The following is a 24,670-nucleotide window of genomic DNA, read 5'->3' as shown; positions in this document are numbered from 1 at the left end:
ATTTCTTCACTACTTCTTAGTGTTTCTAAACATAATAAATACCATTCCACCCATCATCAACGGGCATATAAATGGTGCAATTAAACTTAAAATTCCTGCACCCCAAGGACTTACCCTCGCAATAAATGGTAACATAAGTAATATTACTATTGGAATACCACAGCACAATATCATATGAAGGAAATGTTTTTTCATATTTAACTGTCCGTCCTTTCCTCTACAGCAGCTATGCCCTTTATGCTCTTCATATACCACAGCCCCACTGTCATTTATTACTGCACCTTCATTTTTATTTTCTCTTTCATCCTTTATCACCATAATTACCTCCCTGCCTTTTATACACTTATCATAATCTTTAAATGTGAAGATATTATGGAGATACACTCTTTTCCTCAAACCTTTATCCTTAAATCTGAAAAAACTCAGGCTTAAGGATATGCTATGTTGTACTTTTCCTCAGTCCATTGTCCATGCCCCTGTTTCATGATAAAATATTCTAGCTAGTTAAATTAGTATAAAAAATTTTAAATTTCAGTATTTAATATAAATATAACCTTTAATAATACACTTATGGAAACTTTAGAAAAAGTTTTTAAGTTTTAATTTTCTAGATAGGAGTGAATCCATGCCATCGATTTCAGCAAATTTAATAACCTTATTGCCTTTATTGTTGATAATAACTTTAGTTATAATAAATCCTATTCAATTCAAAGAAAAGCGTAATTTTCTTTATCTTCTTTCAGCAACTGCTCTTGAATCCTCGCTGGAGATAGTTACTATTTTAAACAAAGCCAATACCTTTATGGCAGCAATAATTTCAGCCTTTGCCAATGCCTTTGGCTTTGCAATTGCACCCTTAGTTGCTTACTTAATGCTTACTATCATTATGAAAGATACTAAGTATGAAAAATATAAAAACATCATCAGAATACCACTTATTTGCAATGCCTTTTTAAGTTTTGGAAGCATCTGGTTTGATTGGATATTCATTGTTACTCCACTTAATCAATACTTCCGTGGACCACTTTTTCACGTTCAATTTCTTGTAAGTTTATTTTACATAATAGCCTTTGTGTACATAGACCTTACTAAAATCAAAGATTATATGCTTGAGGATTTAATCTGCAAGGGTGCTATCTATTGCTTAATCCTTGGCAGCATAATAGCTCAAGTCTTCTTCCCTGATTTACTTTTAATATGGGGTACAATCTCCATTTGTCTTATTTTTTACTTTATAAGCGTCCAAAGCATGCAACTGCGTCGTGACCCTCTAACCATGGCTTACAATCGCTTATGCTATGACAACCTCCTTCTGAAGTCTATTGATAAGGAAGGTGTAACTTTAATCATTATCGATGTAAACCAGTTTAAAAAGGTTAATGACACCTTTGGTCATATGACAGGGGACAAAATGTTATGCTCCATTGCACTAACCTTAAGAAAACACTTTGAAGCCTATGGCTATACCTATAGAATTGGTGGAGATGAATTTGCAATAATTGCTTCAAATATTAAAGAAAGCAAAGTCCATGAAATCTTCAACAACATTGAAGCAGAATTCCTACACACCAAAAACAGGCTTAGTATTTCCCCGATTTTATCCTACGGCCTTTGTGAATATAATCCAAAGCTTCATAAGGATATCTATGATGCCATAAAGATAGCAGACAATAATATGTATATTTGCAAAGAAAAAAACAAAAGCAGAAAGTATTATATTACTTAATATTGAATTTTTTGTAATTTTATTGTAAAATATTTTAAGTAAGCTTTAAAAATCAAACGTGTAAGGAGGGCTGTTAATATGAGTTCAGTTTGTGGAAATATGCTTACCTTAATTCCTCTAATATTAATTATATTTCTTATAAGTTTCGATAAAAGAAATCTTAAACGCAAATCATCAAGGCATTTTCTTTTTGCTCTTGGAATAACTGCTTTACAATCAATATTAGATATAATTATTGCCATAAATGCAGCTAGTGCTGCACCCTCTTACCAAATAACCCTGATTTGCAGATGTACAACCTTTACCCTTGCACCTTTTATTGGCTATAATCTGCTGGTTATTTCAATGATAAACACTTCTCTTGAGAAGTATCAAAGTCTTCTTAAGCTGCCTTTGATCATTAATGCAGGTCTTAGTATCTCAAGTTTATGGACAGGCTTAATCTTCTCAGTAACAGCAGCTAATGTGTACTTTCGTGGTCCATTATTTATCCTGCAATTTGCACTAAGCCTGTTATATTTTTTAAGCTTTCTTGCCTTAGAATTTTCAAAAGCAAGAAGATTTCAGGTTGATGATACCATATGCTTTATTGTAAATTTTGTGGTGATGTTAACTGCTATATGTATGCAATTTCGTCATGCTGATTTGATTTTGGTGTGGTCGTCAGTATCTGTATGTTTGATGTTCTACTACATTACTCATCTACATCAGAATCTAAGACGTGACACCCTAACAAACCTGTTTAACAGGCATATGTATGAAAGAGATTTAACCTACTTTAATAAAAAGCATTCTGTAACCATCATTAATATAGATGTAAATGACTTTAAAGAAATAAATGATAACTCTGGCCATTATTACGGCGATGAGGTTCTTCAAAAGGCTGCAGAGCTGCTGCAGAATCACTTTGCTCCCTATGGCTACACATATAGAATAGGAGGAGATGAATTTTGTGTAATTCTGAACAAAAAACTGCCAGTAACCATCGCAGCAGCCTTTACTGCCCTTGAGGAAGAACTCATTCCAGAAAAGAAAAAAATGGGCGTGTCAAAACTTCTCTCCTATGGCTACTTCTTCTACAATCATAAGGAGGAAAAAGATATCTACGCGGCTGTAAGGGAAGCAGACAACTACATGTACAACTACAAAAAACATTATAAAAGAAAGTTAATAAACATATAAAAAAGCAGCCTTCAAAGGCTGCTTTTTCACTTTCCTATTTCATTATGTAATTCTATATTTTAAAAAGGAACTCATAAAAGTGAGCCCCTTTCATTTATAAATTCTAAAACTTAAAGCTTTAAATTTATAAAGCACTATTTATGTCCTCCATATTAACCTTCCCAAGATATTTATATATAAGATTAATAGCAATCATGTCATCAATAAAGCCTATCGGAAAGATATAATCAGGAATTATGTCCAGGGTAATAACGAAATACAATAAAGCCGCTCCAACAATTATATAGGTTTGTGAGTTCAGCTGTGACTTGCAGAATATTGCATAGAGCTCATTGATTTTGTCCACAAATTTACCCTTGCTCTCCACATTATTAACCTTCTTATCAAAGCTTTCCTTAAGCACATTTTTTCCTTCATCCGTTTGTATATAGTCAATGCACTTGTTAAACTCCTTTTCAACCTTTGCCACCAATTCATCACTTTTAATCAAATTAGTAAAGTTCAAGATATCCTCATCATTACTAAAATCATACATAGCATTTTCTTCTTTTAGTGTTGATGGCTCCTCAACAATTTCATGTCCTGCAGCTTTAAGCAGCTTTGTCAATGGTACTCCAAGGACCTTTGAAAAACTCTTTAACTGATTTATATTGGGCTGTTGTTTATCATTAGCAATCCTAGACACTGTTGCTTTATCAAGGCCGCACTCTTTCGCCAGCTTTGTCATTGTATAACCTTTCCCCTGCAGCATTATCTTAAGAGTCTGTCCAAAACTTCTAGCCTCCTCCTTCATAATCTCACCTTCTTAGCTCTACTTAATTATATATATGCTTTTAATAGATAAAATGTGAAACGTTTATTTGAGGTTTTCTCAAATAATTCGTTGAGAATTTGTCAACAAACTTGACAACTTCGATACTATGGTAATATAAATATATATAACTTATAGGACGGTAATGCTTATGTTAATGACAATATTACAGGCTCTATTATTAGTAATAGGCCTTTCCATAGATGCTTTTGCCACCAGCTTCGGTTATGGTGTTAATAAAATAAAAATGCCTTACTACTCAATGATGATAATAGCTGTAATCTGCTCCTCAGTTCTCGGAGTTTCCCTCTTTGCTGGTAAAGCAATTTCAGCCTTTTTAACCCCACACCTTACTCTTTTAATCTGCTTTGTTTTACTACTAACCCTTGGTATCCTACGCTTATTTGAAAGTCTTTTCAAAGGTTACTTAAAAAAGAGAAATCTAACTTTTAAAGAAATACACTTTAAAATCTTTGATTTGGAGTTTGACCTTAACCTAGGGGTATGCCCTGAAGTTCTTGACACCACCCATGACAGAGTACTAAACGCCAGTGAAGCTGCAGCCATCGCTCTTGCCTGTAGTCTAGATGGATTAGCTGTTGGTTTTGGAGTTGGGCTTACTTCCGTAAATCCTTTTTTAATAATTGGATTGTCCTTATTCTCAACCATCGCTGCCATAGTCTGTGGTTCTTATCTTGGAAGAGTACTCTCCCATAAAATAGACTTCAACCTATCCTGGATAACCGGAGTAACCCTAATGACCATAGCCTTCTTAAAGGTAATTTAATCAAAATGAGAAGGCTGCAGTTTACTGCAGCCTTCTATCTATATAAACACTGGGTTTTTACCCCCAATGGAAAAAGCTATATTCCCCTCAGCATAGGTTCTAAAATTTAATTTAGACCTTTCCCTTGTAACAAAGGAAGCTTCTTTGATAATATAATATGCTTACCATTGGATTCTTTGTAAAATTCCCATGCTTAAACAATCCAGGGGTTCTTCCCTAGATTATTATCTCAATTAAATTAACATTACCCTATATTAGTATTAGCACGCTTTAAATATAGAACTAAACCAGATAAAAATTTAATCTTATTTACCTTTAATGATTTTCCAGCCTAAAGCTTTAAGTCCTTTTCTTCATCTTCCTGATGATTTCCTTCAGCATCTTCACACTCGTACTCATCATCTTCTTCATCGTACTTATCGAAAGCTTCTTCATCCTCATCATCATGACTCTTTCTTAAACCAACAATGATTAAGATTATTGCAATAACTACAACTGCTCCTCCTGCTATTGCAATAGTTTTTATTGTTATCATTCCTGTGATTTTTTCCATTAATCCTTCAGATGGTTTCTCTAAAATTTCCTCAAACTTAACACTATCAATGATTCCCTTAAACATCTCTGAAGTATCTTCAGAAATTTCACCACTATAGCTGTGAAGAGTTATGTAGATGGCCTGTCCATTAACAATTGTATAGTACTGCTTTCCATAAACCTGCCCTGCAGAGCTATTTTGAATTAAATCAAGAACTATAAACGATCCCTGATTAGTTTTGTAAGTCTCATACCCTGTGTAGTCAACACCATTGCTATTTTCTTGTGCATCATTTACAAGCTTACTTCCTAAGGTATCCATCTCTTTCTCTGAAAAATACTTAAAGTTAAATATATCCTGACTTCCAGCATTCTCTGTCAATGTAACCACGATTTCATTATCTGGTGGTACCATTACTGCATTAAGATAGATATTCCCCTTCTCAAAAACTTCCTCTAACTGCGCTTTTGTTGAGTTTATCAACTCCAAGTTAGGATCAAATTCATCAACAATACGCTCAAAGACTACAAATTCCTCAGGAATATCCAGAGTCATTTCCGCTTCTTTAATTTCAAAAGTTCCCCCCTGTGCAAAAGCCTGAGTGGTGATTCCAAACATCATCATGAAGCTTAGGAATCCAATTAATAATCTTTTTTTCATCTTCTTTCCCCCTAAGTGAGTATAAAAGCAATGCTTAAAATGATGCCTTAAAAACCAGCGCCACCCTAACAAAATAATGCTCAAAATGATGCTTTAAAAACAAACACCAATTTAACACCAGCATAGCTTCCCTAACTAATGTCCTTCCTTTTCAAATGCAGAATTATCAAATTATTATTACTATTATATCTCAAATCATTTTACAAATAAAGTAATTAATTGCAGCTATAATAATTTTCTTCTACAAATAATATCTTTACAAAATATTACCTCTTGTAATTCTGCTTTAACTAATTCTTCAATTTTTAAGTATACCATATTTTTTAGTAATTTACAGTTAACTTATTCCAAAATAATTAATAAAAATGCAGAAATACAAATTTGTATTTCTGCCTTCTTAAGCTTAGCAACTCCTGAATAAAAGCCATCTTAACCTTAAATTTTTAAGCAAACAGCTCGCTTCTTTATGCATTATAATTAATTTTTACACGTTTAATAGATCCCCACTTAGTTTTCTTTCCTCTATAAAATAAAATAGCAAATATTCTTGTCCATGACATTATAGAACGTAATACAATATTTTCAGGAATACATAATAAAAATGCTTTAATAACATCTATAAACCTTACTTTAGAATCACTTAAGAAGTTCCTTGTTAGGAAGGAAATTACCGTAAGCATCGAACCAAATAAAGCATATACTAACAAGAATAATATCATAAACTTTATATTTAATATGCCGAAGGCAGTAGCAAGAAGCATTACTGCCATACCAATTAACTCTATAAATGGAGATAACAGCTCATAAATCAAATAGTACCAATAGCTTCCTGAGGTAAATAAGCTTTTATGCTGGGTAAGGCTTTGTAAAAGTCCAATATGCCATCTCTTTCTTTGCTTTATTAAATCACGAAGCCTTTCTGGTGCTTGTGTCCAGCATACTGCATCGTAAGCATACTTAATTTGATATGGTAATTTATTTGAACGATAGTAAGAATGAAGCTTTACAATGAGCTCCATATCCTCTCCCATGGAGCTTACCTTATATCCACCTACTGAAATAACGGCATCTTTTTTAAATAAACCAAAGGCTCCTGAAATAATCAGATTTGCATTAAATTTATCTAATAAAATACGTGAAGCCAAAAATGAACGTTCATATTCTAACACCTGTAGTGCAGGAATCAGCTTCTTAGGCAGACGTGATTGAACTAATTTCCCATTTTCAAAAACACTGTCATTGGAAATTCTAATCATACTTCCTACAGCAATAATATTTTGGTTTTCAAGCACAGGTATAGCTATTTTTGTAAGAGAATCTGACTGAAGAATAGAATCTGCATCCATACAAACAAAGTAAGGATACTTAGATGCATTAATCCCCATATTAATGGAGTCTGCCTTTCCTCCATTAACCTTATTTATAAGTGTAATTGGCACTTTACTTCCTGCCTCACTTTCGTAAATTGCAGTTATCTCTTCACACTGAAGCTGTCTTCTTATTGGCCTTTTAACTTCATGAAGATTAAAAGTTTTTATAACCCTATCTAAAGTTTCGTCCTTTGAACCATCATTAACAACAATAATTTCATATATCTTATAATCTAGATTTAAAAGTGATTTAACTGTTTCTGCAATGGTTAACTCCTCATTATATGCGGGAACAATGACACTTATTGGTACATAATAGTCATGATTAATTTCATTTCTCAATTTCTTCTTTTTTATACTTTCAAATAACTCATTTCCTCCTGAAACAACCGATACAAACAAAAATGTTGAATATCCTAAAAGATAGATAACAAAAAATATTTCAACATAGGTTAAAATTGTCTTTACCGTTTCAAGAGTAAAAATTTCTTGTAAAAAGCTAAACATAGTTTTCCCCCTTATGCACTAAACTGATACAAAATCACCTTCATACTCTTTATTTTTGATTTGCTTGTTATCCTTGCTTTCAAGTTCCTCATCCTTAAATCTTTGTACTACATCCGTGATATATTTTGATATTTCTTCATCATCTTTATATTGGTATAGCAAAGCTTCATTTGCATACTTATCCTTTATTGATAAAATTCCAAAAATATCCTCTTTACTCATATTGTGCTCATGGAGATAAGCAACTGCATTTAATCTCACATACCAGTTTGGACTAGTAATTTTTCTTCCAATTAAAGTTTTTAGTGAAGCATCATTATAGTGTTTTAATCCCTGTATGGCAAGCATTTGTTCAACCCACAGCGCATTGTCATTTTGTAAAATCTCCAAAAACTCTTGCTTTGATTTTGCATCTGGATATTTTGCAAAATATCTCATAGCAGAATATAAAACTTGTGAACCCACATTCTTATTTCTCAAAATATCTATACATAGCTCTGAAGCATTAGCATTTTTCAATCTAAAATAATCCAGTAAGCTTTCTTGAACCATTGGAGAGTACTTATAAAACTTCTCCTCAATCAACTTATTTAACTGCTTAAAATCACCATTAAATGTCAATACCCCATCAACAAATAACTTTTTATGATAAAACCCATTTCTCTCACTAATCTTTTCAATTGCTAAACACATAAGATTGTGATCTCCAAAGCTATAAATTGCATTCATGGTGTTTGTAAATGTATAAAGTGATTTACTATCTAAAAAAGTTATAAACTTTGAGCAGAAGGAATTATCTGCTTTATGTTTGCTATAATCAAATTTTGAAACAACATAGGTGTAATAAGCCTGTTCATAATCTGATTTTTCTTTGTAGTTTTCAAGCTCATTAAAGATATATGGACGCAGCTCCAAAGACAGCTGTTCCTTGCCTTCTTTTACCTCTTCTAATTCGTTTTGTAGTATAACTAAATATCGTGTTTTCTTTATCTTTTTAGGTAACTGTGCCTTAAAAGTATTACTTAAGCCCTTTGATTTGTCATAGTTTTCAAATTCCTTTTGTACAAGTTCTTTAAACTTATTAGCTTGAGGATGATACCTTTTATTTTTGGTATTCTTAACTATTAAAAATACAATATCAAAAAGCAATAACATCACACATACAAAGATATAAACTTCAATAATAGCATTCATAATAACTCCCCCTTCTCCTTAAGACTTATTAATCTACTGAAAACTCAGTTTCTTGTCCAATATTCCTTCAGCATATAATAAGATTCTTTTAATCTTTCATGATACTCTGGATTTCTACCTAGCTTTTTAAGCTTAAAAGGTTTCATTTCTATTAGGTTTGTACCATCTCCAACACTAACATTCATCTCATGGATTTTAATATATTCAACCCCATAACGCTCATAATAGTCATCATGTATCTTCATATCAGAAGGGTCAGAAAAATTTAAAAGCTGCCATGGCAGCTTTATTTCCACAAATCCTTCACCACCGCAGAAATCAGCTAAAGAGTTAAAGTCCTCTGAACTTGGATTTGCATTACCATAGGTTAATTTTCCTGTTTCATAAGTTTTAAACCTTAATGTGTGTTTTTCGTTAGCTAAATCAAATTCATTAAAAGTAATTGGTATACCATCATTAAAATAACTTAATTCATATAGCGGAAGTCGTATTGATGAAAAGGTAGAAGAATCCTTCTTAGGTGGATTCTCATAAGCTGTAGTTCCTTTTGAATCTCCATACATGATTTCTATAAAATCATATCGATCTTGTACTAAAACTTTACTGTCTTCTTCCCCATTAATTGCAATTACAAAGTCTGTTCCTTTATCCGTCTTCAATTCATAGGGTGAGCTTATTGTTGTTGTTCCTGTTTTAGGTGTAGTATCAATTGGAATATAAAGCTTATCGGTGCTTATATTAAAGCCATCCTTTTCAACTAAGAAATAAATGAACTTTTCATCATACTTCATAGACAACTTATAGTCATCCCTCTTCAATACCACATCCTCCTTTTTCCAGTCCGATTTATCACCATCAACATAACAAATGCTCTTTTCTTTACCTGGATCAAAGGATAGAAGTCCAAAGTACTGCTCGTTTGTTTGATAGTTACTCCAAAATGCGCTCTTCTCTAAATCCACGCCCTCCATGGTATTCCAAGTTCTTTTAAACCATTCATCCTGCCATATGAATACAATTCCTCCAGCAGAACCAGAAGCTTTAATGTCTTCATACATGGATATAATTGCCTCACCTTGCTCCTGCTCGCTAATCCTACCTTGATTTCTATCAAGACCTCCATTAATTTCATGAGCTGCCATACCACGGCTGGATGGAACTCCAAATTCGGAAATTACCACTGGTATATCATGATGCTCATTGATCTTTGTCAAATAATCTAGATATGTATTTTCTATAGTTGGATCAACATATCTCATAAAATCAGGATAGTAAGGATAAATATGATAAGACGCATATTCACCACTTAAAAATTTATCCGTTGACTTTATATTTTCAACATCAATTTGTGCATATTTGTCTGCCTCTATCAAAATCTTTTCTGGATATTCAAAGGGATCAGTTGTTGGCCAGTTTGCAAAGGCTAACGTACGCTGTGTACCATACTTCTTTGTTTCATAGCCTATCATTTCATCCCCAATCATAGATAAAAAAATCTCAAAATTTCTAGCATTTTCAGTGTACATATACTCACCTTTATATTGTGGAAGCTTCGGTCCTGTTTCATTTGTAAATGCAACTATGTCACTCTCCCACTCAACACCAATTATATAACCATATACCCAAGGTGAAATATCTTTATTATATTTTTGAGACCCTATATGGTGTAAACCTGAATTTTTAAATCGTCCATGAATAACATCTACTACCTCTTTACAGCTATTTAAAAAACCCTTATAAAATTCATCATCAAAAGCACTTCTATGAGAATTTAACATATAATCATCAACCCATACTCCATGAATGAGATACAGAGGGTTATCATTATTCACATTGTACTCATAAAAAGCTTCATAGAATTCTTCATGGGCTAAGGTATAGTTACGAATTACATTGGCTCCCATTGCCTGTATCTGCTGAAACCAACGTAGATATTCCTCTTTAGATATACCATATTCCGTTGCAAATTTACCTGGTTTTCCAAGTCCTAAATTTACCCCACGGAGGTCGAAAATTTCATATCCATTACCTTTATCTATCCACAGATTTTCCCCTTCCGCCTTTGAGAAACTTTCTACTTCTCCTTCATGAGAAATATATAAATTACCATTGTAATATATTGTGTAGTCATACAGCACATAGCAAATAATACAGGTAAAAACTAATATTAAATATTTCTTCATTATTCAAACTCCCCTGTACCATGTTTAAATTTTTTATTTATTGAATTATGAGCCAAAGCATACAATGTCTCAATATTTTCATCTAAATATGCCCCACGCTCTACAATCATATCTTTTAATTGTTTTACTGCTTCTTCATAATTTCGAGGATTACGCTCAGAAGGTTCTAATATATCATTCTCCTCTAAAAAAGTATATCCCCATATTTCATAATTCCTGTCAATGGCAGGTCCTAAGTATGCAATGGTTTCATCAACATAATTTAGTAAATATTCATCACTTAAGAAGGTTTTCCTTAGCTGCCTATACCTTTTAACTACAGTATCTACAAATTTTTTATCTTTTAACAAGTATTCATACCAAAATTTGTTAGCCATCATCAATGTATGAGGCTCTGACATTGATGGAGTATAATTATCAAAAGCAGAGTTAAAATCCCACACGGCAACTTTCATTTTGCCTCTAATATCCTTGTAAAAATATGTGGATAATCTAGCTGCATCAGAATTCATTGTAAATTCATTGATGATAAAATAATCCACAAAGGATTTTACATCAATAAAGCTCGGATATCCTAATTTTTTATCAGCTGAATCAAAGGAATACAGAGCCTTTTCAAACTTTGAAATATCATCCTCAATATATGACCTTTGAACTTCTGTTAAGGTTGTTGAAGGATATATTATTTCAAGCTGTTCATTTAATTTACTTATACGTCCATGCCTCCCCGTATAATAGGTGAAGGTTTCTAACTTGTGAAGTTCATCTTTACTACCTGTATTTAAAGCAAGAATATAGGATGTACTAGTCATATCCGGATCAGTTTCTGTAAGATTTATTCTACCTTCATCGTTATATCCAATTTTTTCAGTTAATACATATACCCCCTGGTATTCACCATTTAAAAATACTTCACAAAAACGAACATTAGGGCTATACTCCATAATTTCCCCTGCCAGGTTGTAGCTCAGATAGTTACGAATTAAGGTTTTATCTAGATATGGTCCATGTAAAACCCAATCACTATCCTTCGTCATACCTGAAAGAGAAATATCCTTATTATCAATCAAGTTTTCTTCCTTAAACTTTATATAATACCCTTTTTTATCATGAGCACGTGAACTTCTACCCCTTGTACGAATTAATGCTTTTTCCAAAACTGCTGGAGTGTCTGTCAAATGATTGTTTTCTGTCTTCGCATCAAAATACTCTATCTTTGCAGCTACCATTTCATCATTCTTAATACTGCTTCCATAATTATCTTTTAAAACATTTCCGTTTTCATCTGTTATATATGGATTCGGCATTGGAGCCTCTGTTGTAATGTTCATCAGTGGGAGATGAGTACAAAACACTTCTTCACCATGTACATCACAGACTGGCTTTACCTCTGCCTCCTTATGCTGATGATAGCGATTACTTTTTAATGGAACCCTTTCAAAGGCAAAAGCAGTTATTATCATAAGAATAATTGCTGATATATATATGACTTTATATTTCATAAGTCACCTACGTTATTTCGTCACTTTGAACTACGATATTTACATAATCCACATCACCTAAGCCGTATAAAATCTCAAGAATTGTACGACTTGGACGTTCCGCAGCTATTGCAGCCTGACTCTCTCTCTTTTGGGCATTATCTAGTATCTTTTTATTTATTTCATAAATTAGTTCAATCTTTTCATATGTACTGTTTTGAACCTTTAAAGTTGGTGCCTTAGGAAAATATTCAAAAATGGCCTTTCTAATATCTTGTTCTAAGAAGCGTGAACCCTTTACAATCAATAAAATACGATTATTATTTATTACACATCCAAATGCCAGTAATACTAAGAATACAGCCCCACTTCCTATTGATGCCACTGCATAATCTCCTACTCCAGAGCAAATCCCTACAATGATTGTCCAAAATATATAAATCGTGTCTCTGCTATCTTTAATTGAGGTACGGAAACGTATGATTGATAACGCACCCACCATACCAAGGGATAGCGCAACGTTATTTCCTATAACCGTCATAACCGTTGTAGTTAAAATTGTAAGAGTTACTAATGTAATATTAAATTTATGACTATAGATTGTCCCTTTATGAGTTAGCCTATAAGATAAAAAAATTATCATTCCCATCACTACTGAAAATCCTATGCGCAAAGCAATATCTTCTACGCTTAAATTTCCAGAGCTATTAATTACATCATATAAATACTTGTTCATAAAGTCCTCCTTGTATAATAAACTTATAAATATAATGGATATCCAATTGACCTAGCTAAACAATACTTGCTTGATGACACACTTCTACGATTGATACAGCTAATAATTTCAGAAATATATCCAAGCATAAACTTGTCATACTTAACCTCAATTATGGTGCTATTTAAATCTAAAACATTGTATAGTAATAGATTTTCATCAAACAAATCGAAACTACTTTCAGTAGCCTGAATATTACTATCGAAAGTAATTCTTATATTGTTCTCCTTTGCCATAAATGCGCTTCGCTGATACTCAACGATTGTTTTAGGTCTATAGCAATTCATAGACATAATGCTATACATTTCATCTGCAAAATCATTTCCATATTTCAATAAAACCGATACATTTCCATTAATCAGCTCCATTGCATCTTCCCTTGAAATAGTCATTGACCTCTTTTTTTGATAAACATTCTGCTTTTGCTTTAACTCAAGCTTAGCTGTTTTATCCTTAGGACTATAAATACGCAAACGAATTTTTCTTCTAAGTTCCTGTTCATTGATTTTATCAAAAAAATCTATATCATCTACTGTATCAAAGTATAAGGAACGCACAGTATAACTTCCATTTTTAGAAAAGTTATCTTTTTCTAAAACTTGATTAAACATCTTGCTAAAATGTGCAGCTTCAGTTAAATCAACTAAATATTTTTCCTCTTTTCTCAAAACCGTATACATAAAACTCTCCTTATTTCAACCCTTTATAACTTCTGACATAATTCATTTTTATTTTACACTTTTTTTTAATACAATACAAATTCTCATCACAATTCCTTTCATTTATTTTACATCTCTGTCCCTTCCCATAAGTTAACATATTCCCCTTCTTAAACCTGATTCCATCCTAAAAAAGATGTCAGCTTCAAAGAAGGAGCTGGCATCTTTTTTACATAATATTCAGGGTTATTTTTAACTATAATTAATAACTTATATTTAGCTTTCCACAACATTCTTTTGAGTATTAACTTTTACCTCTTGAGTAAAACCTAATAAAGACTTGTGATATAATAAAGTTGTTAATTATATTATTATTATCGGCAAAAATTATAATAAATTAATACAAACTTAAATATTTTTTAATTTAGGAGTAATAAAATGGAGAACAAGCTAAGAGTAAACGGACCAAAATATCAGCAAATTGCTGCAGACATTGCCTCTAAAATTGCAGAAGGTAAGTATCAGGTAGGAGACAAAATTTATGCCCGTTCTTCCCTCGCAAGCCAATACGGAGTATCCTCTGAAACAGCAAGGCGTGCCATCTGCGTTTTATCCGATTTGCAGATTGTATCCTCAAATCCAGGCAGTGGAGTAATCATAACTTCCGTTGAAAACGCCTTAAAATTCATAAAGCAGTATACAGACATTCAAAGCGTTAATAACTTAAGAAAAAACATAATTGATAGTGTAGAAAGGCAAAAACAGGAGCTTGAATACTTTTATAACTGTTTATCAGATCTAATTGATAAAACTGATAGATTTCGCTCCCTAAATCCCTTTGTACCCTTTGAAATAGAAATCACACAAAGTACACCTTACCTTTCAAAATCCATTGCAGAGGTAAACTTCTGGCATCACACCTCAGCAACCATCATCGGCATCAAAAGAGCAGGTGAACTTCTAATCTCTCCAGGACCTTATGCAACCTTCAAGGAAGATGATATTATCTATTTCCTAGGTGACGAAGACTGCCCTGAAAGAGTGAAGAACTTTATGTATCCAACGTAAAAATTAATAATTATAAATTAAAAACCTATAGAAATAATGATTTAATTTCTACAGGTTTTTCTGCTTTATTTTTCTACTTTACTTTTTTATTACCTTATCCATAAACCAATATACTAACACTGTATATAACGGAATTATAACTATAAATAAAGCTATGTTTAAAGGCGTAAAATTCATGGTGTTTGAAACTTCACCATACTCTAATAAATATCTACACCCCATTCCGATTACTGTGAATAATGCTGTTAATCCTAACACTTTAATAGATTGTCCATCTTTTAAAACTGTTGAAAAAAGATATCCTATCATTCCATATACGAATATAACCATAAATCCCTTCTGTACTTCAAAAGGAAATAATTCATTTGAAAAAGGAAAAACACAAGCTCCAAAAAAGACTATATAACCTATTATAATTGCCAAGGCTACTCCCTTGTGAGCTTGAACATACTTACGTAATTTATCCATTGTTGGCACCTCCATCTACTGTTCATTCTTAAACAGTATAAAATATATTATGAAAATAATAAACCCCACCTTAAACATTGATTTATAAGCATTTCCATATGTTGTATTCCTTCTCAACTTAACTTTTCTGAATTTTTTAGCTTTCCAAATCTAGACTTTAGTGTTATACTATAGTAACAACTTATTCTTAAACTTAAGTTGTCACTTTGTCGAAATAACGCAGCATCACCAATTTTTAATTCAGATTGCAGCTATTTTATTACATCATAGACCATCATCAAATCTACTTAAATTTCAGCTATGTTTGATTTTCAGCTATGTTTAACTTTTAGTCATATTTAATTTTTCGAATCTATTTAATTTGCTAAATCTAAACTTGAAATAAAGTTTCTTCGAACACATTTAGGAGACACATCTTTAATTCTAAATTCTACATTCAACATCCTAAATTAAAACATTCAGCATTCTAAATTAAACCATTCGGCATTCTAAATTAAACCACTCGGCATTCTAAATTAAACCACTCGGCATTCTAAATTAAAGCCTAGCTATTTTGAGCAATACAAAAATAGCATAAGCTCCAATAAATTTACTACTCTAAACCAATATGAAGTTTCTCCAAACGCAGTGATGAGAAACATCTATCATTCTAAACTAAAATATTCGATATTTTAATTTGAAACATTCGACATTCTAAATTAAAATATGCGACATTCAAAATTAAACAGGAGGTAATATTATGATAAAGTTCGAAAACATTACAAAAAAATTTAAAGATACTTCAGTTATAAAAAACCTTTCCTTTGAAATTGAGGAAGGAAAGCTGGTTGCTTTTATCGGTGCCAGCGGTTGCGGTAAAACCACCACCTTAAAGATGATTAACAGACTTATTAAGCCAACCACAGGTCACATCTATATTGACGGTGAAGATATTGCCACAAAAGACGTTATTGAGCTTCGTAGAAATATGGGATATGTTATCCAGCAGACTGGACTTTTCCCACATATGACTATAAAAGAAAACATTGAGCTTATTCCAAAGGTTCAAAAGCAGGACTCTGAAAAAATTAAGGCCCGCACCTTAGAACTAATGGACATGGTTGGCCTGAATCCTGAGGATTACCTTGATAGATATCCTACAGAGCTAAGCGGTGGTCAGCAGCAGCGAGTCGGGGTTGCCCGCGCCTTTGCCACAGATCCAAAGATTATTTTAATGGATGAGCCTTTTTCAGCTCTTGACCCCATCACCCGTACCGGTCTTCAGGACGAGCTGTTAAATCTTCAAAGCAAGCTTAAAAAGACCATTGTCTTTGTTACCCATGATATGAGTGAAGCCATAAAAATCGCTGATATGATCTGCATCATGGATGGAGGTAACATCGTTCAATATGACACTCCAGAGAACATTTTAAAATATCCAATCAATAGCTTTGTTGCAGAGTTCGTTGGTAAAAATAGAATCTGGACATCTCCTGAATTCATTAAATCTGAGGATATTATGATTGAAAATCCTGTTACCTGTCACAGAAACATGGAGCTCTTTAAGTGCATTGAAACCATGAGACATTCCAAGGTTGACAGCCTTATGGTTATAGATACAAAAACCCGTTTCCTAGAAGGTATTATCACCGCTAAAGAAATTCAAGGTGTTGCTGATAAATCTAAGCCTGTCAATACTGTTATGCGAACCAGATTCCCTTCTGTTAGTAATGATGACAACATTATTCAGGTTCTTAAGACGGTTGATTCCCACAATGTTTCAGACATTCCTGTACTAAATAACAAGGGTATTCTTCTTGGACTTATCACCAAGAGTAGTCTTATTACAACCTTAAGCCAACAGTATCTTGAAAGTGAGGTGTCCTAAATGAATTTTATTGAATCTTTAATGAAATTTGCTGAATATATAATGACCAATTGGAATCAGATTTTAACTCTTTTATTAGAGCATTTACAGCTTACCTTTTTATCCGTGGGCTGTGCAATTTTAATTGGTGTACCCCTTGGAATTCTTGTGTGCTATGTTAAAAAGCTTCACAAGCCTATCCTTAACACAGCCAATGTTATACAAGCTATCCCAAGCATGGCACTCCTTGGTTTTGCCATTCCACTCTTAGGAATTGGGACAGTTCCTGCAGTAGCTGCAGTTATCCTGTACAGTTTACTGCCAATCATAAAAAATACCTATACTGGGATCAGTAATATAAATCCACAGACCATTGAAGCAGCTAAGGGAATTGGTCTTACCAAGTTCCAGATTTTAACCAAGGTACAGATACCCCTTGCTTTACCGGTTATCATGGCTGGTGTGAGAATTTCCTCAGTAACTGCCGTTGGACTTATGACCATTGCTGCCTTCATTGGTGCTGGCGGGCTAGGCTTTTTAGTTTTCTCTGGTATCAGAACCATGAACCCATATCAGATTCTAGCAGGAGCCATTCCAGCATGTCTTTTAGCTTTAACCGTTGACTATGTAGTTGCAAACATTGAAAAGCTAGTTACCCCAATAAGCCTACAGAAAGTAAATAATCTTTCTAAGGAATCTCTTCTTAAATCCAGGAAAAGACAAAAGCTTGTGGTTGGTGCTTCAACCCTTGCTGTAGTTTGTCTTATGACTACCACAGCCTTTGGAAATATGAAAACAGCTGATAAATCAATTTCCATTGGTTCAAAGGATTACACAGAACAAAGCATCGTCGCTAGCATGGTGGCTGAATTAATTGAAACTAAAACCGATATTGAGGTTAAAAGAAACCTTGACCTTGGTGGAACGCAAATATGCTTCACAGCTTTAAACTCTGGAGATATTGATATGTATATTGAATATAGTGGAACAGCCTATGGAGATACCTTAAAGTATCCTCCAATTTCAGATATGAATCAGGTTTACGAAACCGTTAAAAAAGATTTTAAGGATCAATTTGACATAGAGGTTTTAAATCAAATGGGCTTTAATAATACTTATGCATTAGCTGTTACCCAGGAAACAGCCGAAAAATATAATCTTAAAACTATCAGTGACTTAGCTAAAGTTGGAAGCCAGTTAACTGCTGGAACAAGCCTTGAGTTTTTAAATCGTGGCGATGGACTTCCTGGCATAGAAAAGATCTACGGATTTAAATTTAAAAAATCCATAGGAATTGATGGTTCTCCTAAATACACAGCTTTAGTTAACAAGGAAACTGAGGTTACAGATGCCTTTTCAACAGACGGTTTACTAAAAAAACTTAATTTAGTAGTTCTTGAGGATGATAAAAACTTCTTCCCTCCATACTACGCAATCCCAATAATCCGCTCTGAAACTCTTGAAAAGTATCCTGAAATCAAACCTTTAGTAGAAGACCTTGGCACACATCTTACAAATGAAATAATGATGGAGCTTAACTACCGTGTGGATGAGCTTCAGGAGAAACCTGAAGATGTAGCAAAAGATTTCTTAATGTCAATAGGGCTTATTTAAATTTTCTTTATAACTATTTCTTAAATTTTCTTAAAATACTAAACTTTTATTTACCAATAACGTATAATATTTATATCCCCTTTTATTCAATAAAATATATCTTAAATAAGGTATTTAGGCTCCCCACAAACCCCAATGCTTAAATACCTTTGCCCAAAAGGTGATATACGAATAAAAGTTGATTAATACTCAAAGGAAAAAGACCACGCCCCTGTGGTCTTTTTTCTTTTATTTATGATATTTTTTGATATAATTTTCAAAATCTTATTTTCAAGTGAAGATAGGCTTTATCTTCAACTCCCAAAGAACATTTTTACTAATTAGCAACTATCTAAAGGAGGTTTTTAAAGCTTTCAAAAGCACCCCTGGATCTTTTTTATATTGAGTAACAGGAGAAACTTTTTTATTTTTCACTCCAAGAAGTTTATAAACCGCAATCCTTGCAGCACGTACAGAATATTCTTCTGTAAATACCATATCCTCTGGAATCTCAACGAACTGACTTATCATTGCAAAGTTAGTTGAGCCCTCTGGCACCACCTGTGGCCTATCAGCTTTTTTTCGTGGCTGAAACTGAGAATCTATATAAGGCATCATACAAGGAATCACATTTACTATTGTATCCAAGATTTCCTCCTGGCTATGTTCAAAGTGAAGATGATGTAAAAGTTCAATTAAAATTTCTTCACCAGTACACTCCCTCATTGGTTTCTTAACATAATCTCCAATATTATCAGTGTACAAACCATAACCCCAGAAAATTGTTTCATCCATTGGTTGATTTCTAAAGTGTGGCTGTGCAGCAACAACGATGCTCATTAGCCAGCTGGAATCCTTAAAAGTCATTAGAGCTCCACTTCCTGGAACATTGCCTGAAAACTGCTCAATCATTTTAAGTAGCATATTACCTCGGCAGGTTACAGTGAAGCTTTCCCAGTTTGTCTGCTGCGGATTCCCAAAGAAAGGCTCTGGGTTTCCAAGGCCAGGCTTTTTCGCTGCAACTCTTCTCCAAAGGTCTCCTGACATAGGATTCTCTGGTTTATACTTTGGTGCAGTATTAAAATCACCAAGGGTTGCATTATCTGTCATGCAGCCATTAGTCATAAAGCAGGCGTCCCCCTCCTTAAGTTCAATAATTCTCTCTCTTCCGTCTGGACCTTCAAGATGAATTGCTGTAGCAGTAATTCCTAAGCCATCTTTGAAATCTATATCTGTTACTCTAGCATTTATATCAAAATCAACTCCATTATCCTTCAAGTATTTCTTAAGTGGAAGGATAACTGAATCATATTGATTATATGGCGTACGTGTTACTCCCTCAAGAGTTTCAATCCTTGAAAACTCAAGAATCATACGCTCCATGTAACGCTTAAATTCAAATAAGGAAGACCACTTTTGGAAGGCAAACTTATTTTAACGAGAAAATTTTTGAACAATTATACTAGTGTCCTTGATATTTCTATGTTTCAGATAGTTCGTAACTATTTTTCAAATGAATATTTTTGAAATAAATTGATTTATATTTTTGACGAATTTTTGACGCCTCCATATGTATAACTAACCCAAAACTGTCTATACTTTAAATATAAACAATATCCAAAAACCCATTACTATAAAATCCATCATAAAAAGCTAGTAAGAACTTATTATTTCTACTAGCTTTTTTATTATTGAGAATATTATTTATAAAATAGTATATTATATATCTGTAAGACATCTGTTTAATAATCTCTTTCATATTAGTGTGGATTAAAGTTAGCTTTAATCCACTTAAGGCAGTATCTATGGTACTGTCTTTTTATATTGAAAATGAATAAATTAAGTTAAAATGTTTATACTTTAAGTTTGTAAGATACTTTAGGTATTAATCATATCTTAAAATCCTATGTTTTAACTCCTTAAAAGAGCTTTGGCTTTGTGCCTGGCTCTTTTTATTTATCAAAAATCAAACTTTTATTTTGAACTAATATTATATTAATAATATTTAAAAACTTATTGTTTTTTCACCGAAAAGTGTTGAGTTTTGGTTTAAAATAATTTAAAATACATGACATCTTAATGTTTATATTTGAAGAGTATTTATGGAATTTAAAGTCCTACTACATATTACATTAAAAACTTCCATTTGTTATCTCTTCTATAAAATATTCTTCAAATTATATATTTATGAGCCTGGGCAACCCTTCCTAGGCTTATATTTTTGCATAAAAATAAGGCTAGGGTTTTCCTAGTCTTTTAAATTATTTAATCAATTGGAATTCATGTATCTCTTTTTTAAATACATTTTGAATAAACTCTATGTCAGGTCTAACTACACTTATATCATTTTCATCCTGTAAAAATGTTTCGACCTTGCCCATACTATTTACACTTATTGCACATTTTTTATTATTTAAAGTTAGCATGATTATGCTCCCAAAATCTTCAACAGCATTATACTCTTTTTTAATTTCTTGTTTTATAACATTGAAATCAATACTATAACGTCTTATTGGCATATAAATTTTATTAAGCACAATCATCACCACCTTTTAGTTTATTATATGTATCCATAAAGTTTTTGCAGATATAGTTAAAGTCGTGAATCTCTTCAAATGACTTAACTCTTTTCTCGGCAATTATCCTAGCTTGATCCATATTGCTTATAATCATTTTAGCCTTAAAATCAAGTTCATCTTCTGTGTCAATAATCCCTAGTGTTCTTAAGTCGTTAAAACGATATATCATTTCTTCATATACATCAGGTATACACGATGACAATTTCATTAACTCATTATTTGTTGAATTAAACTTTTCACAAAAATATGAACTGTATGAGCTTGTATTTATAGTTGTTGTACTGCTACTATATGCTTCTTCACCATTATTAATAACACTTTTATGCGCATTACTTATACTCCCCACTAATATCCTCCCCATACTTATCAAGCAACTTTTTCAAATTACATAATACACCATGTACTTCATTCATACGTTTTTCAAATTCTATACCTTCTAAATAATATATGGAATATAATTTATTAAACTCATCCCTTAATTCTTTTGGCATTATCATAGTTATATTATAGGTTTTTAATTCTTTTCTCATCTCTTTATGATCTATTTTATTCTCATCATATGCACCTTTATATATAAGTGCTATTAATTTTTGATTATTTTGTAATAACATAACTATTATATTTCTAATTTCATCTTTTTTTCTAAATTTATTATTTATATAAAATCCTATAATGGGTAAAGCTGCCCCTGTTAAATAGTTAATCCAATCTAAATTAGAGCTCCCTCTATAACTTATTTCATCAATCGCTTTTAAAATAATATTTAATGACATGTCTATATTTTCAACAATACATCCATCAATTAAATTAATCATTTATATTAATCCCTTCCAGAACTGATAAGATTTAATAGAAACTCATTAAATTCTGAACTTGATTTAATATAATTTTGTATTGTTTCAAGATCCAAGTTATATATACCTTTTTCAATAGAAACTTGCGTTGCAGACATCAACATTTGTATTATAGGTAGAATCGATTGTGGTTTAAACTGACCTTTAACATGAACACCATCAGCTCTACTTATTGTTAAATTATGTACAGATTCGTTATTTTCAACATTTGCTTCTACTGTTGTTATTAAAAATGGATTTTTCCAAGACTCCTTATATTCCTTCAATATACCCCCATATGTATTTTTAGTAGTATTAATATGCTTCATTGCTGTTTTAAAATCCGGACCTAATTCACCATCATTAATCCATATTGGTAATTGAATATAATCTAGAATTATGCTTGGATCACTTAAATAAACTTCCATTAAATGTTGTTGTAGACTTGAAAAAACAGTTGATTTTTCATAAGTGTTAATATATAGTTGAACAATATTGGGCAATAAATTAACTTTATAAATAGTTTTATTATCTTTAAGTTCTTGCAAGTATATCTTAAGATTTTCAACTATAGTTTCTTTTATTTGTTGAGTATTCATTATTTTCCTCCTAAAATAACCTCTAAAATATAATATATATTAAGTTAAGGTATTATTTACAGTAAATGTTCGACAAAAACAATAAAACTCCTTCAAAAAAATAAAAAAGCTAGCAGGAATTACCCCACTAGCCTTAAAATTAAACTAAAATTAAATCTTTTATATATACCCAACTTACAATCTCTTTAATAAGAGCTTTGCTACCACTTATCTGTTGTACTGTGTAAACATTATTTTTAACCCACGATGGTACAGTTTGTCCTGTTGCATAGTTAGACCCAACAATTTTAACTCTTGAACCTACTGATATAGATGCAGTAGTTCCGTATACTTTAAGAACTTGTCCTACATGAATGATGTTAGGGTTAGTAATTCCATTAATCTCAGCCAGTCTCTGATAAGTAGTTCCATATTTACTAGCAATACCACTTAATGTGTCCCCTAGTTGAACTGTGTATGTGTTATATGCTGCAGGTGGTGGAGTTGGTTTAGATGGCTCAACTGGTTTATTATCATTTGCTGAATACCCATTCTTGCCTAACTTAGCCATAATAGGTGGAAAATCTGTATATGATATATTCATATCACAATTTCCACTTACTCCAGCTACTTTTCCTGAACTAGTATACTGCCAAATTTCATATTTACCGTCATAGGTACATGTATCAGCAAATTATAACCCAAAGTACGCTCAACAGATAATAACTATATTTAGAACTGTATATAACTTCTGTACTCTTCAAGGTAGCGGACCTAAGGAGGATAGGAAAACACCAGCTATGAAAATAGGAATAGCAAATAAAGTATATACCTACAAGGATATTCTTTATTTTAGATAAAATTGTAAATAGTGGAAGTTAAATTATATTTGATGTATAATTAAGTATAATTCAATATTTTATATTGAATTATAAATAAAATTAATAAAATTTAAGGGGGAATCTAAAGTATGAAAAGAAAACTATCTAACTTTATTATGAGCATTGTAGTAATTACATTAGCTGTACCATTTATATTCTCAGGTTGTGGTAGCAAAAAGAATTCTGAAGAAATAACCTTAATTACAAACTTTATCGAAACATTCTTTACAGATTCACGTCCTGATAGTGAACTTTACAAAGAATACTTTACTGAGGATGCTTATACATCATTTTGCAATAATAGATGGTATGGTCCAGTATATCGTATTGGTGAATCTACTCAAAGTGGAGAAAATGACAGGTTTGGTTCGAAGATAGATATGGAAATAAAGGACTTAAAGATTAATACTAAAAAATCATCTGATGAAGATGTCCATAGTTATGATGTAACTTTTATTTTGACTGAAAAGAATACTAATATTGAAAAAGAATTCTCATATTACTTCAACCTTAGTGAAGAAGAGGGAAATTGGAAACTTAATAATAGTAATCTAATTAGTAATTTACATGGAGATTTATCTGTATTCATAGAAGAATTAAATAAATAAATCAAGGGTTATCCATATATTTAATATAACTAAAGCAAAAACCAGAAATATTGATTTAAATATTTCTGGTTTTCTTTGTGTGAATTTTACTGTGAAACTATTTGTGATTTTCCATGTGAAAATCTTTTTTGCAACTCAAAAGTAAACCTGTTGGGAATTAACCCACTAGCCTTTTAATTATCTAGCCACAATTTCACATTCTATTGCAGTTATAGGTGTTCCATCTCCTAATCCTGCATACCCATTGTGACCTTCCATATATGAATTTCCATTCTCAACCCAATCTAACCAACAACCATTGCACATTGCACGATATCTAATTTTGTAACCTGGTAAATCAAATCTC

Annotated in this window: 22 protein-coding genes and 1 pseudogene; 7 read left to right on the top strand and 16 right to left on the bottom strand. The window is 32.2% G+C overall.

What is annotated here, in order from left to right:
• Positions 1 to 9 precede the first annotated feature (9 nt).
• Positions 10 to 318 carry a hypothetical protein gene (locus BN1075_RS22065; RefSeq protein WP_235777740.1) on the bottom strand — a complete coding sequence of 103 codons (309 nt, stop codon included), beginning with the start codon at positions 316 to 318 and terminating at the stop codon, positions 10 to 12.
• A 307-nt stretch (positions 319 to 625) separates the two neighbouring features.
• Here BN1075_RS22065 and BN1075_RS02055 point away from each other — a divergent pair, with 307 nt between their 5' ends.
• Both BN1075_RS02055 and BN1075_RS02050 read left to right on the top strand, forming a co-directional pair.
• Entirely contained in the window at positions 626 to 1,726 is a 1,101-nt protein-coding gene (locus tag BN1075_RS02055; RefSeq protein WP_040191386.1) for a GGDEF domain-containing protein, read from the top strand.
• A gap of 78 nt (positions 1,727 to 1,804) precedes the next feature.
• Positions 1,805 to 2,908, top strand: coding sequence for a GGDEF domain-containing protein (locus BN1075_RS02050; RefSeq protein ID WP_040191381.1), 1,104 nt, complete (start codon positions 1,805 to 1,807; stop codon positions 2,906 to 2,908).
• 124 nt (positions 2,909 to 3,032) lie between these two features.
• Here the strand turns inward: BN1075_RS02050 and BN1075_RS02045 are convergent, their stop codons facing one another.
• Positions 3,033 to 3,701, bottom strand: a complete 669-nt coding sequence (locus BN1075_RS02045) for a helix-turn-helix domain-containing protein (protein WP_040191379.1) — start codon at positions 3,699 to 3,701, stop codon at positions 3,033 to 3,035.
• Between the two features lie 169 nt (positions 3,702 to 3,870).
• Between BN1075_RS02045 and BN1075_RS02040 the strand changes: the two genes are divergently transcribed.
• Positions 3,871 to 4,506, top strand: a complete 636-nt coding sequence (locus tag BN1075_RS02040) for a manganese efflux pump (RefSeq protein ID WP_235777739.1) — start codon at positions 3,871 to 3,873, stop codon at positions 4,504 to 4,506.
• 331 nt (positions 4,507 to 4,837) lie between these two features.
• Here BN1075_RS02040 and BN1075_RS02035 read toward each other — a convergent pair whose 3' ends face one another.
• From BN1075_RS02035 to BN1075_RS02005, 7 genes are all read right to left on the bottom strand, one after another.
• A complete protein-coding gene (locus BN1075_RS02035) occupies positions 4,838 to 5,701 on the bottom strand; it encodes a hypothetical protein (RefSeq protein WP_040191377.1) in 864 nt (287 codons plus the stop codon).
• 464 nt (positions 5,702 to 6,165) lie between these two features.
• Positions 6,166 to 7,578 carry a glycosyltransferase family 2 protein gene (locus tag BN1075_RS02030; protein ID WP_052406340.1) on the bottom strand — a complete coding sequence of 471 codons (1,413 nt, stop codon included), beginning with the start codon at positions 7,576 to 7,578 and terminating at the stop codon, positions 6,166 to 6,168.
• A gap of 18 nt (positions 7,579 to 7,596) precedes the next feature.
• On the bottom strand, positions 7,597 to 8,772 hold the full coding sequence (locus BN1075_RS02025; RefSeq protein WP_040191376.1) for a hypothetical protein: 1,176 nt from the start codon (positions 8,770 to 8,772) through the stop codon (positions 7,597 to 7,599).
• Positions 8,773 to 8,816: 44 nt separating this feature from the next.
• Positions 8,817 to 10,955 (bottom strand): hypothetical protein, encoded by a 2,139-nt coding sequence (locus tag BN1075_RS02020; RefSeq protein ID WP_040191375.1) that lies wholly within the window; start codon positions 10,953 to 10,955, stop codon positions 8,817 to 8,819.
• A complete protein-coding gene (locus tag BN1075_RS02015) occupies positions 10,955 to 12,457 on the bottom strand; it encodes a CotH kinase family protein (RefSeq protein ID WP_042386827.1) in 1,503 nt (500 codons plus the stop codon). Before BN1075_RS02015 ends, BN1075_RS02020 begins: the two co-directional genes overlap by 1 nt.
• 7 nt (positions 12,458 to 12,464) lie before the next feature.
• Positions 12,465 to 13,172 carry a DUF4956 domain-containing protein gene (locus BN1075_RS02010; RefSeq protein ID WP_040191374.1) on the bottom strand — a complete coding sequence of 236 codons (708 nt, stop codon included), beginning with the start codon at positions 13,170 to 13,172 and terminating at the stop codon, positions 12,465 to 12,467.
• Between the two features lie 23 nt (positions 13,173 to 13,195).
• The gene (locus BN1075_RS02005) at positions 13,196 to 13,891 is read right to left on the bottom strand and encodes a polyphosphate polymerase domain-containing protein (RefSeq protein ID WP_040191373.1); all 696 of its coding nucleotides are present in this window, start codon (positions 13,889 to 13,891) and stop codon (positions 13,196 to 13,198) included.
• 417 nt (positions 13,892 to 14,308) lie between these two features.
• Here BN1075_RS02005 and BN1075_RS02000 point away from each other — a divergent pair, with 417 nt between their 5' ends.
• Positions 14,309 to 14,938 carry a GntR family transcriptional regulator gene (locus BN1075_RS02000; RefSeq protein ID WP_040191372.1) on the top strand — a complete coding sequence of 210 codons (630 nt, stop codon included), beginning with the start codon at positions 14,309 to 14,311 and terminating at the stop codon, positions 14,936 to 14,938.
• A gap of 78 nt (positions 14,939 to 15,016) precedes the next feature.
• Here the strand turns inward: BN1075_RS02000 and BN1075_RS01995 are convergent, their stop codons facing one another.
• A complete protein-coding gene (locus BN1075_RS01995; protein WP_052406339.1) occupies positions 15,017 to 15,406 on the bottom strand; it encodes a hypothetical protein in 390 nt (129 codons plus the stop codon).
• A gap of 739 nt (positions 15,407 to 16,145) precedes the next feature.
• Here BN1075_RS01995 and BN1075_RS01990 point away from each other — a divergent pair.
• Together BN1075_RS01990 and BN1075_RS01985 are read left to right on the top strand one after the other, a co-directional pair.
• The gene (locus tag BN1075_RS01990; protein ID WP_040191371.1) at positions 16,146 to 17,273 is read left to right on the top strand and encodes an ABC transporter ATP-binding protein; all 1,128 of its coding nucleotides are present in this window, start codon (positions 16,146 to 16,148) and stop codon (positions 17,271 to 17,273) included.
• Positions 17,274 to 18,866, top strand: coding sequence for an ABC transporter permease/substrate-binding protein (locus BN1075_RS01985; RefSeq protein ID WP_040191370.1), 1,593 nt, complete (start codon positions 17,274 to 17,276; stop codon positions 18,864 to 18,866).
• 327 nt (positions 18,867 to 19,193) lie between these two features.
• Here BN1075_RS01985 and BN1075_RS01980 read toward each other — a convergent pair.
• From BN1075_RS01980 to BN1075_RS20525, 6 genes and pseudogenes are all read right to left on the bottom strand, one after another.
• A pseudogene (locus BN1075_RS01980) lies at positions 19,194 to 20,273 on the bottom strand (oleate hydratase); the annotation flags it as partial.
• Between the two features lie 833 nt (positions 20,274 to 21,106).
• Entirely contained in the window at positions 21,107 to 21,364 is a 258-nt protein-coding gene (locus tag BN1075_RS01975; protein WP_148315442.1) for a hypothetical protein, read from the bottom strand.
• 10 nt (positions 21,365 to 21,374) lie between these two features.
• Entirely contained in the window at positions 21,375 to 21,770 is a 396-nt protein-coding gene (locus BN1075_RS01970; RefSeq protein ID WP_040191368.1) for a hypothetical protein, read from the bottom strand.
• Positions 21,754 to 22,239: a hypothetical protein gene (locus BN1075_RS01965; protein WP_040191366.1), complete on the bottom strand. Its 486-nt coding sequence runs from the start codon at positions 22,237 to 22,239 to the stop codon at positions 21,754 to 21,756. Before BN1075_RS01965 ends, BN1075_RS01970 begins: the two co-directional genes overlap by 17 nt.
• A gap of 5 nt (positions 22,240 to 22,244) precedes the next feature.
• A complete protein-coding gene (locus tag BN1075_RS01960; RefSeq protein ID WP_040191365.1) occupies positions 22,245 to 22,856 on the bottom strand; it encodes a hypothetical protein in 612 nt (203 codons plus the stop codon).
• Between the two features lie 139 nt (positions 22,857 to 22,995).
• Positions 22,996 to 23,439: a LysM peptidoglycan-binding domain-containing protein gene (locus BN1075_RS20525; protein ID WP_052406338.1), complete on the bottom strand. Its 444-nt coding sequence runs from the start codon at positions 23,437 to 23,439 to the stop codon at positions 22,996 to 22,998.
• 366 nt (positions 23,440 to 23,805) lie between these two features.
• Between BN1075_RS20525 and BN1075_RS01950 the strand changes: the two genes are divergently transcribed.
• The gene (locus BN1075_RS01950; protein WP_040191364.1) at positions 23,806 to 24,324 is read left to right on the top strand and encodes a hypothetical protein; all 519 of its coding nucleotides are present in this window, start codon (positions 23,806 to 23,808) and stop codon (positions 24,322 to 24,324) included.
• Positions 24,325 to 24,670: the final 346 nt, after the last annotated feature.

Source organism: Clostridium culturomicium (assembly GCF_000821305.1).
Classification (GTDB): Bacteria; Bacillota; Clostridia; order Clostridiales; family Clostridiaceae; genus Clostridium_J; species Clostridium_J culturomicium.
The sequence above is the reverse complement of the archived record's forward strand: the minus strand, read 5'-3'. Positions and strand labels throughout refer to the sequence as shown.

Coding starts and splice junctions, on each gene's coding strand:
- BN1075_RS22065 (WP_235777740.1), bottom strand. CDS start 318: ATGGTGATAAAGGATGAAAGAGAAAATAAAAATGAAGGTGCAGTAATA.
- BN1075_RS02055 (WP_040191386.1), top strand. CDS start 626: ATGCCATCGATTTCAGCAAATTTAATAACCTTATTGCCTTTATTGTTG.
- BN1075_RS02050 (WP_040191381.1), top strand. CDS start 1,805: ATGAGTTCAGTTTGTGGAAATATGCTTACCTTAATTCCTCTAATATTA.
- BN1075_RS02045 (WP_040191379.1), bottom strand. CDS start 3,701: ATGAAGGAGGAGGCTAGAAGTTTTGGACAGACTCTTAAGATAATGCTG.
- BN1075_RS02040 (WP_235777739.1), top strand. CDS start 3,871: ATGTTAATGACAATATTACAGGCTCTATTATTAGTAATAGGCCTTTCC.
- BN1075_RS02035 (WP_040191377.1), bottom strand. CDS start 5,701: ATGAAAAAAAGATTATTAATTGGATTCCTAAGCTTCATGATGATGTTT.
- BN1075_RS02030 (WP_052406340.1), bottom strand. CDS start 7,578: ATGTTTAGCTTTTTACAAGAAATTTTTACTCTTGAAACGGTAAAGACA.
- BN1075_RS02025 (WP_040191376.1), bottom strand. CDS start 8,772: ATGAATGCTATTATTGAAGTTTATATCTTTGTATGTGTGATGTTATTG.
- BN1075_RS02020 (WP_040191375.1), bottom strand. CDS start 10,955: ATGAAGAAATATTTAATATTAGTTTTTACCTGTATTATTTGCTATGTG.
- BN1075_RS02015 (WP_042386827.1), bottom strand. CDS start 12,457: ATGAAATATAAAGTCATATATATATCAGCAATTATTCTTATGATAATA.
- BN1075_RS02010 (WP_040191374.1), bottom strand. CDS start 13,172: ATGAACAAGTATTTATATGATGTAATTAATAGCTCTGGAAATTTAAGC.
- BN1075_RS02005 (WP_040191373.1), bottom strand. CDS start 13,891: ATGTATACGGTTTTGAGAAAAGAGGAAAAATATTTAGTTGATTTAACT.
- BN1075_RS02000 (WP_040191372.1), top strand. CDS start 14,309: ATGGAGAACAAGCTAAGAGTAAACGGACCAAAATATCAGCAAATTGCT.
- BN1075_RS01995 (WP_052406339.1), bottom strand. CDS start 15,406: ATGGATAAATTACGTAAGTATGTTCAAGCTCACAAGGGAGTAGCCTTG.
- BN1075_RS01990 (WP_040191371.1), top strand. CDS start 16,146: ATGATAAAGTTCGAAAACATTACAAAAAAATTTAAAGATACTTCAGTT.
- BN1075_RS01985 (WP_040191370.1), top strand. CDS start 17,274: ATGAATTTTATTGAATCTTTAATGAAATTTGCTGAATATATAATGACC.
- BN1075_RS01975 (WP_148315442.1), bottom strand. CDS start 21,364: ATGCCAATAAGACGTTATAGTATTGATTTCAATGTTATAAAACAAGAA.
- BN1075_RS01965 (WP_040191366.1), bottom strand. CDS start 22,239: ATGATTAATTTAATTGATGGATGTATTGTTGAAAATATAGACATGTCA.
- BN1075_RS01960 (WP_040191365.1), bottom strand. CDS start 22,856: ATGAATACTCAACAAATAAAAGAAACTATAGTTGAAAATCTTAAGATA.
- BN1075_RS20525 (WP_052406338.1), bottom strand. CDS start 23,439: ATGAATATATCATATACAGATTTTCCACCTATTATGGCTAAGTTAGGC.
- BN1075_RS01950 (WP_040191364.1), top strand. CDS start 23,806: ATGAAAAGAAAACTATCTAACTTTATTATGAGCATTGTAGTAATTACA.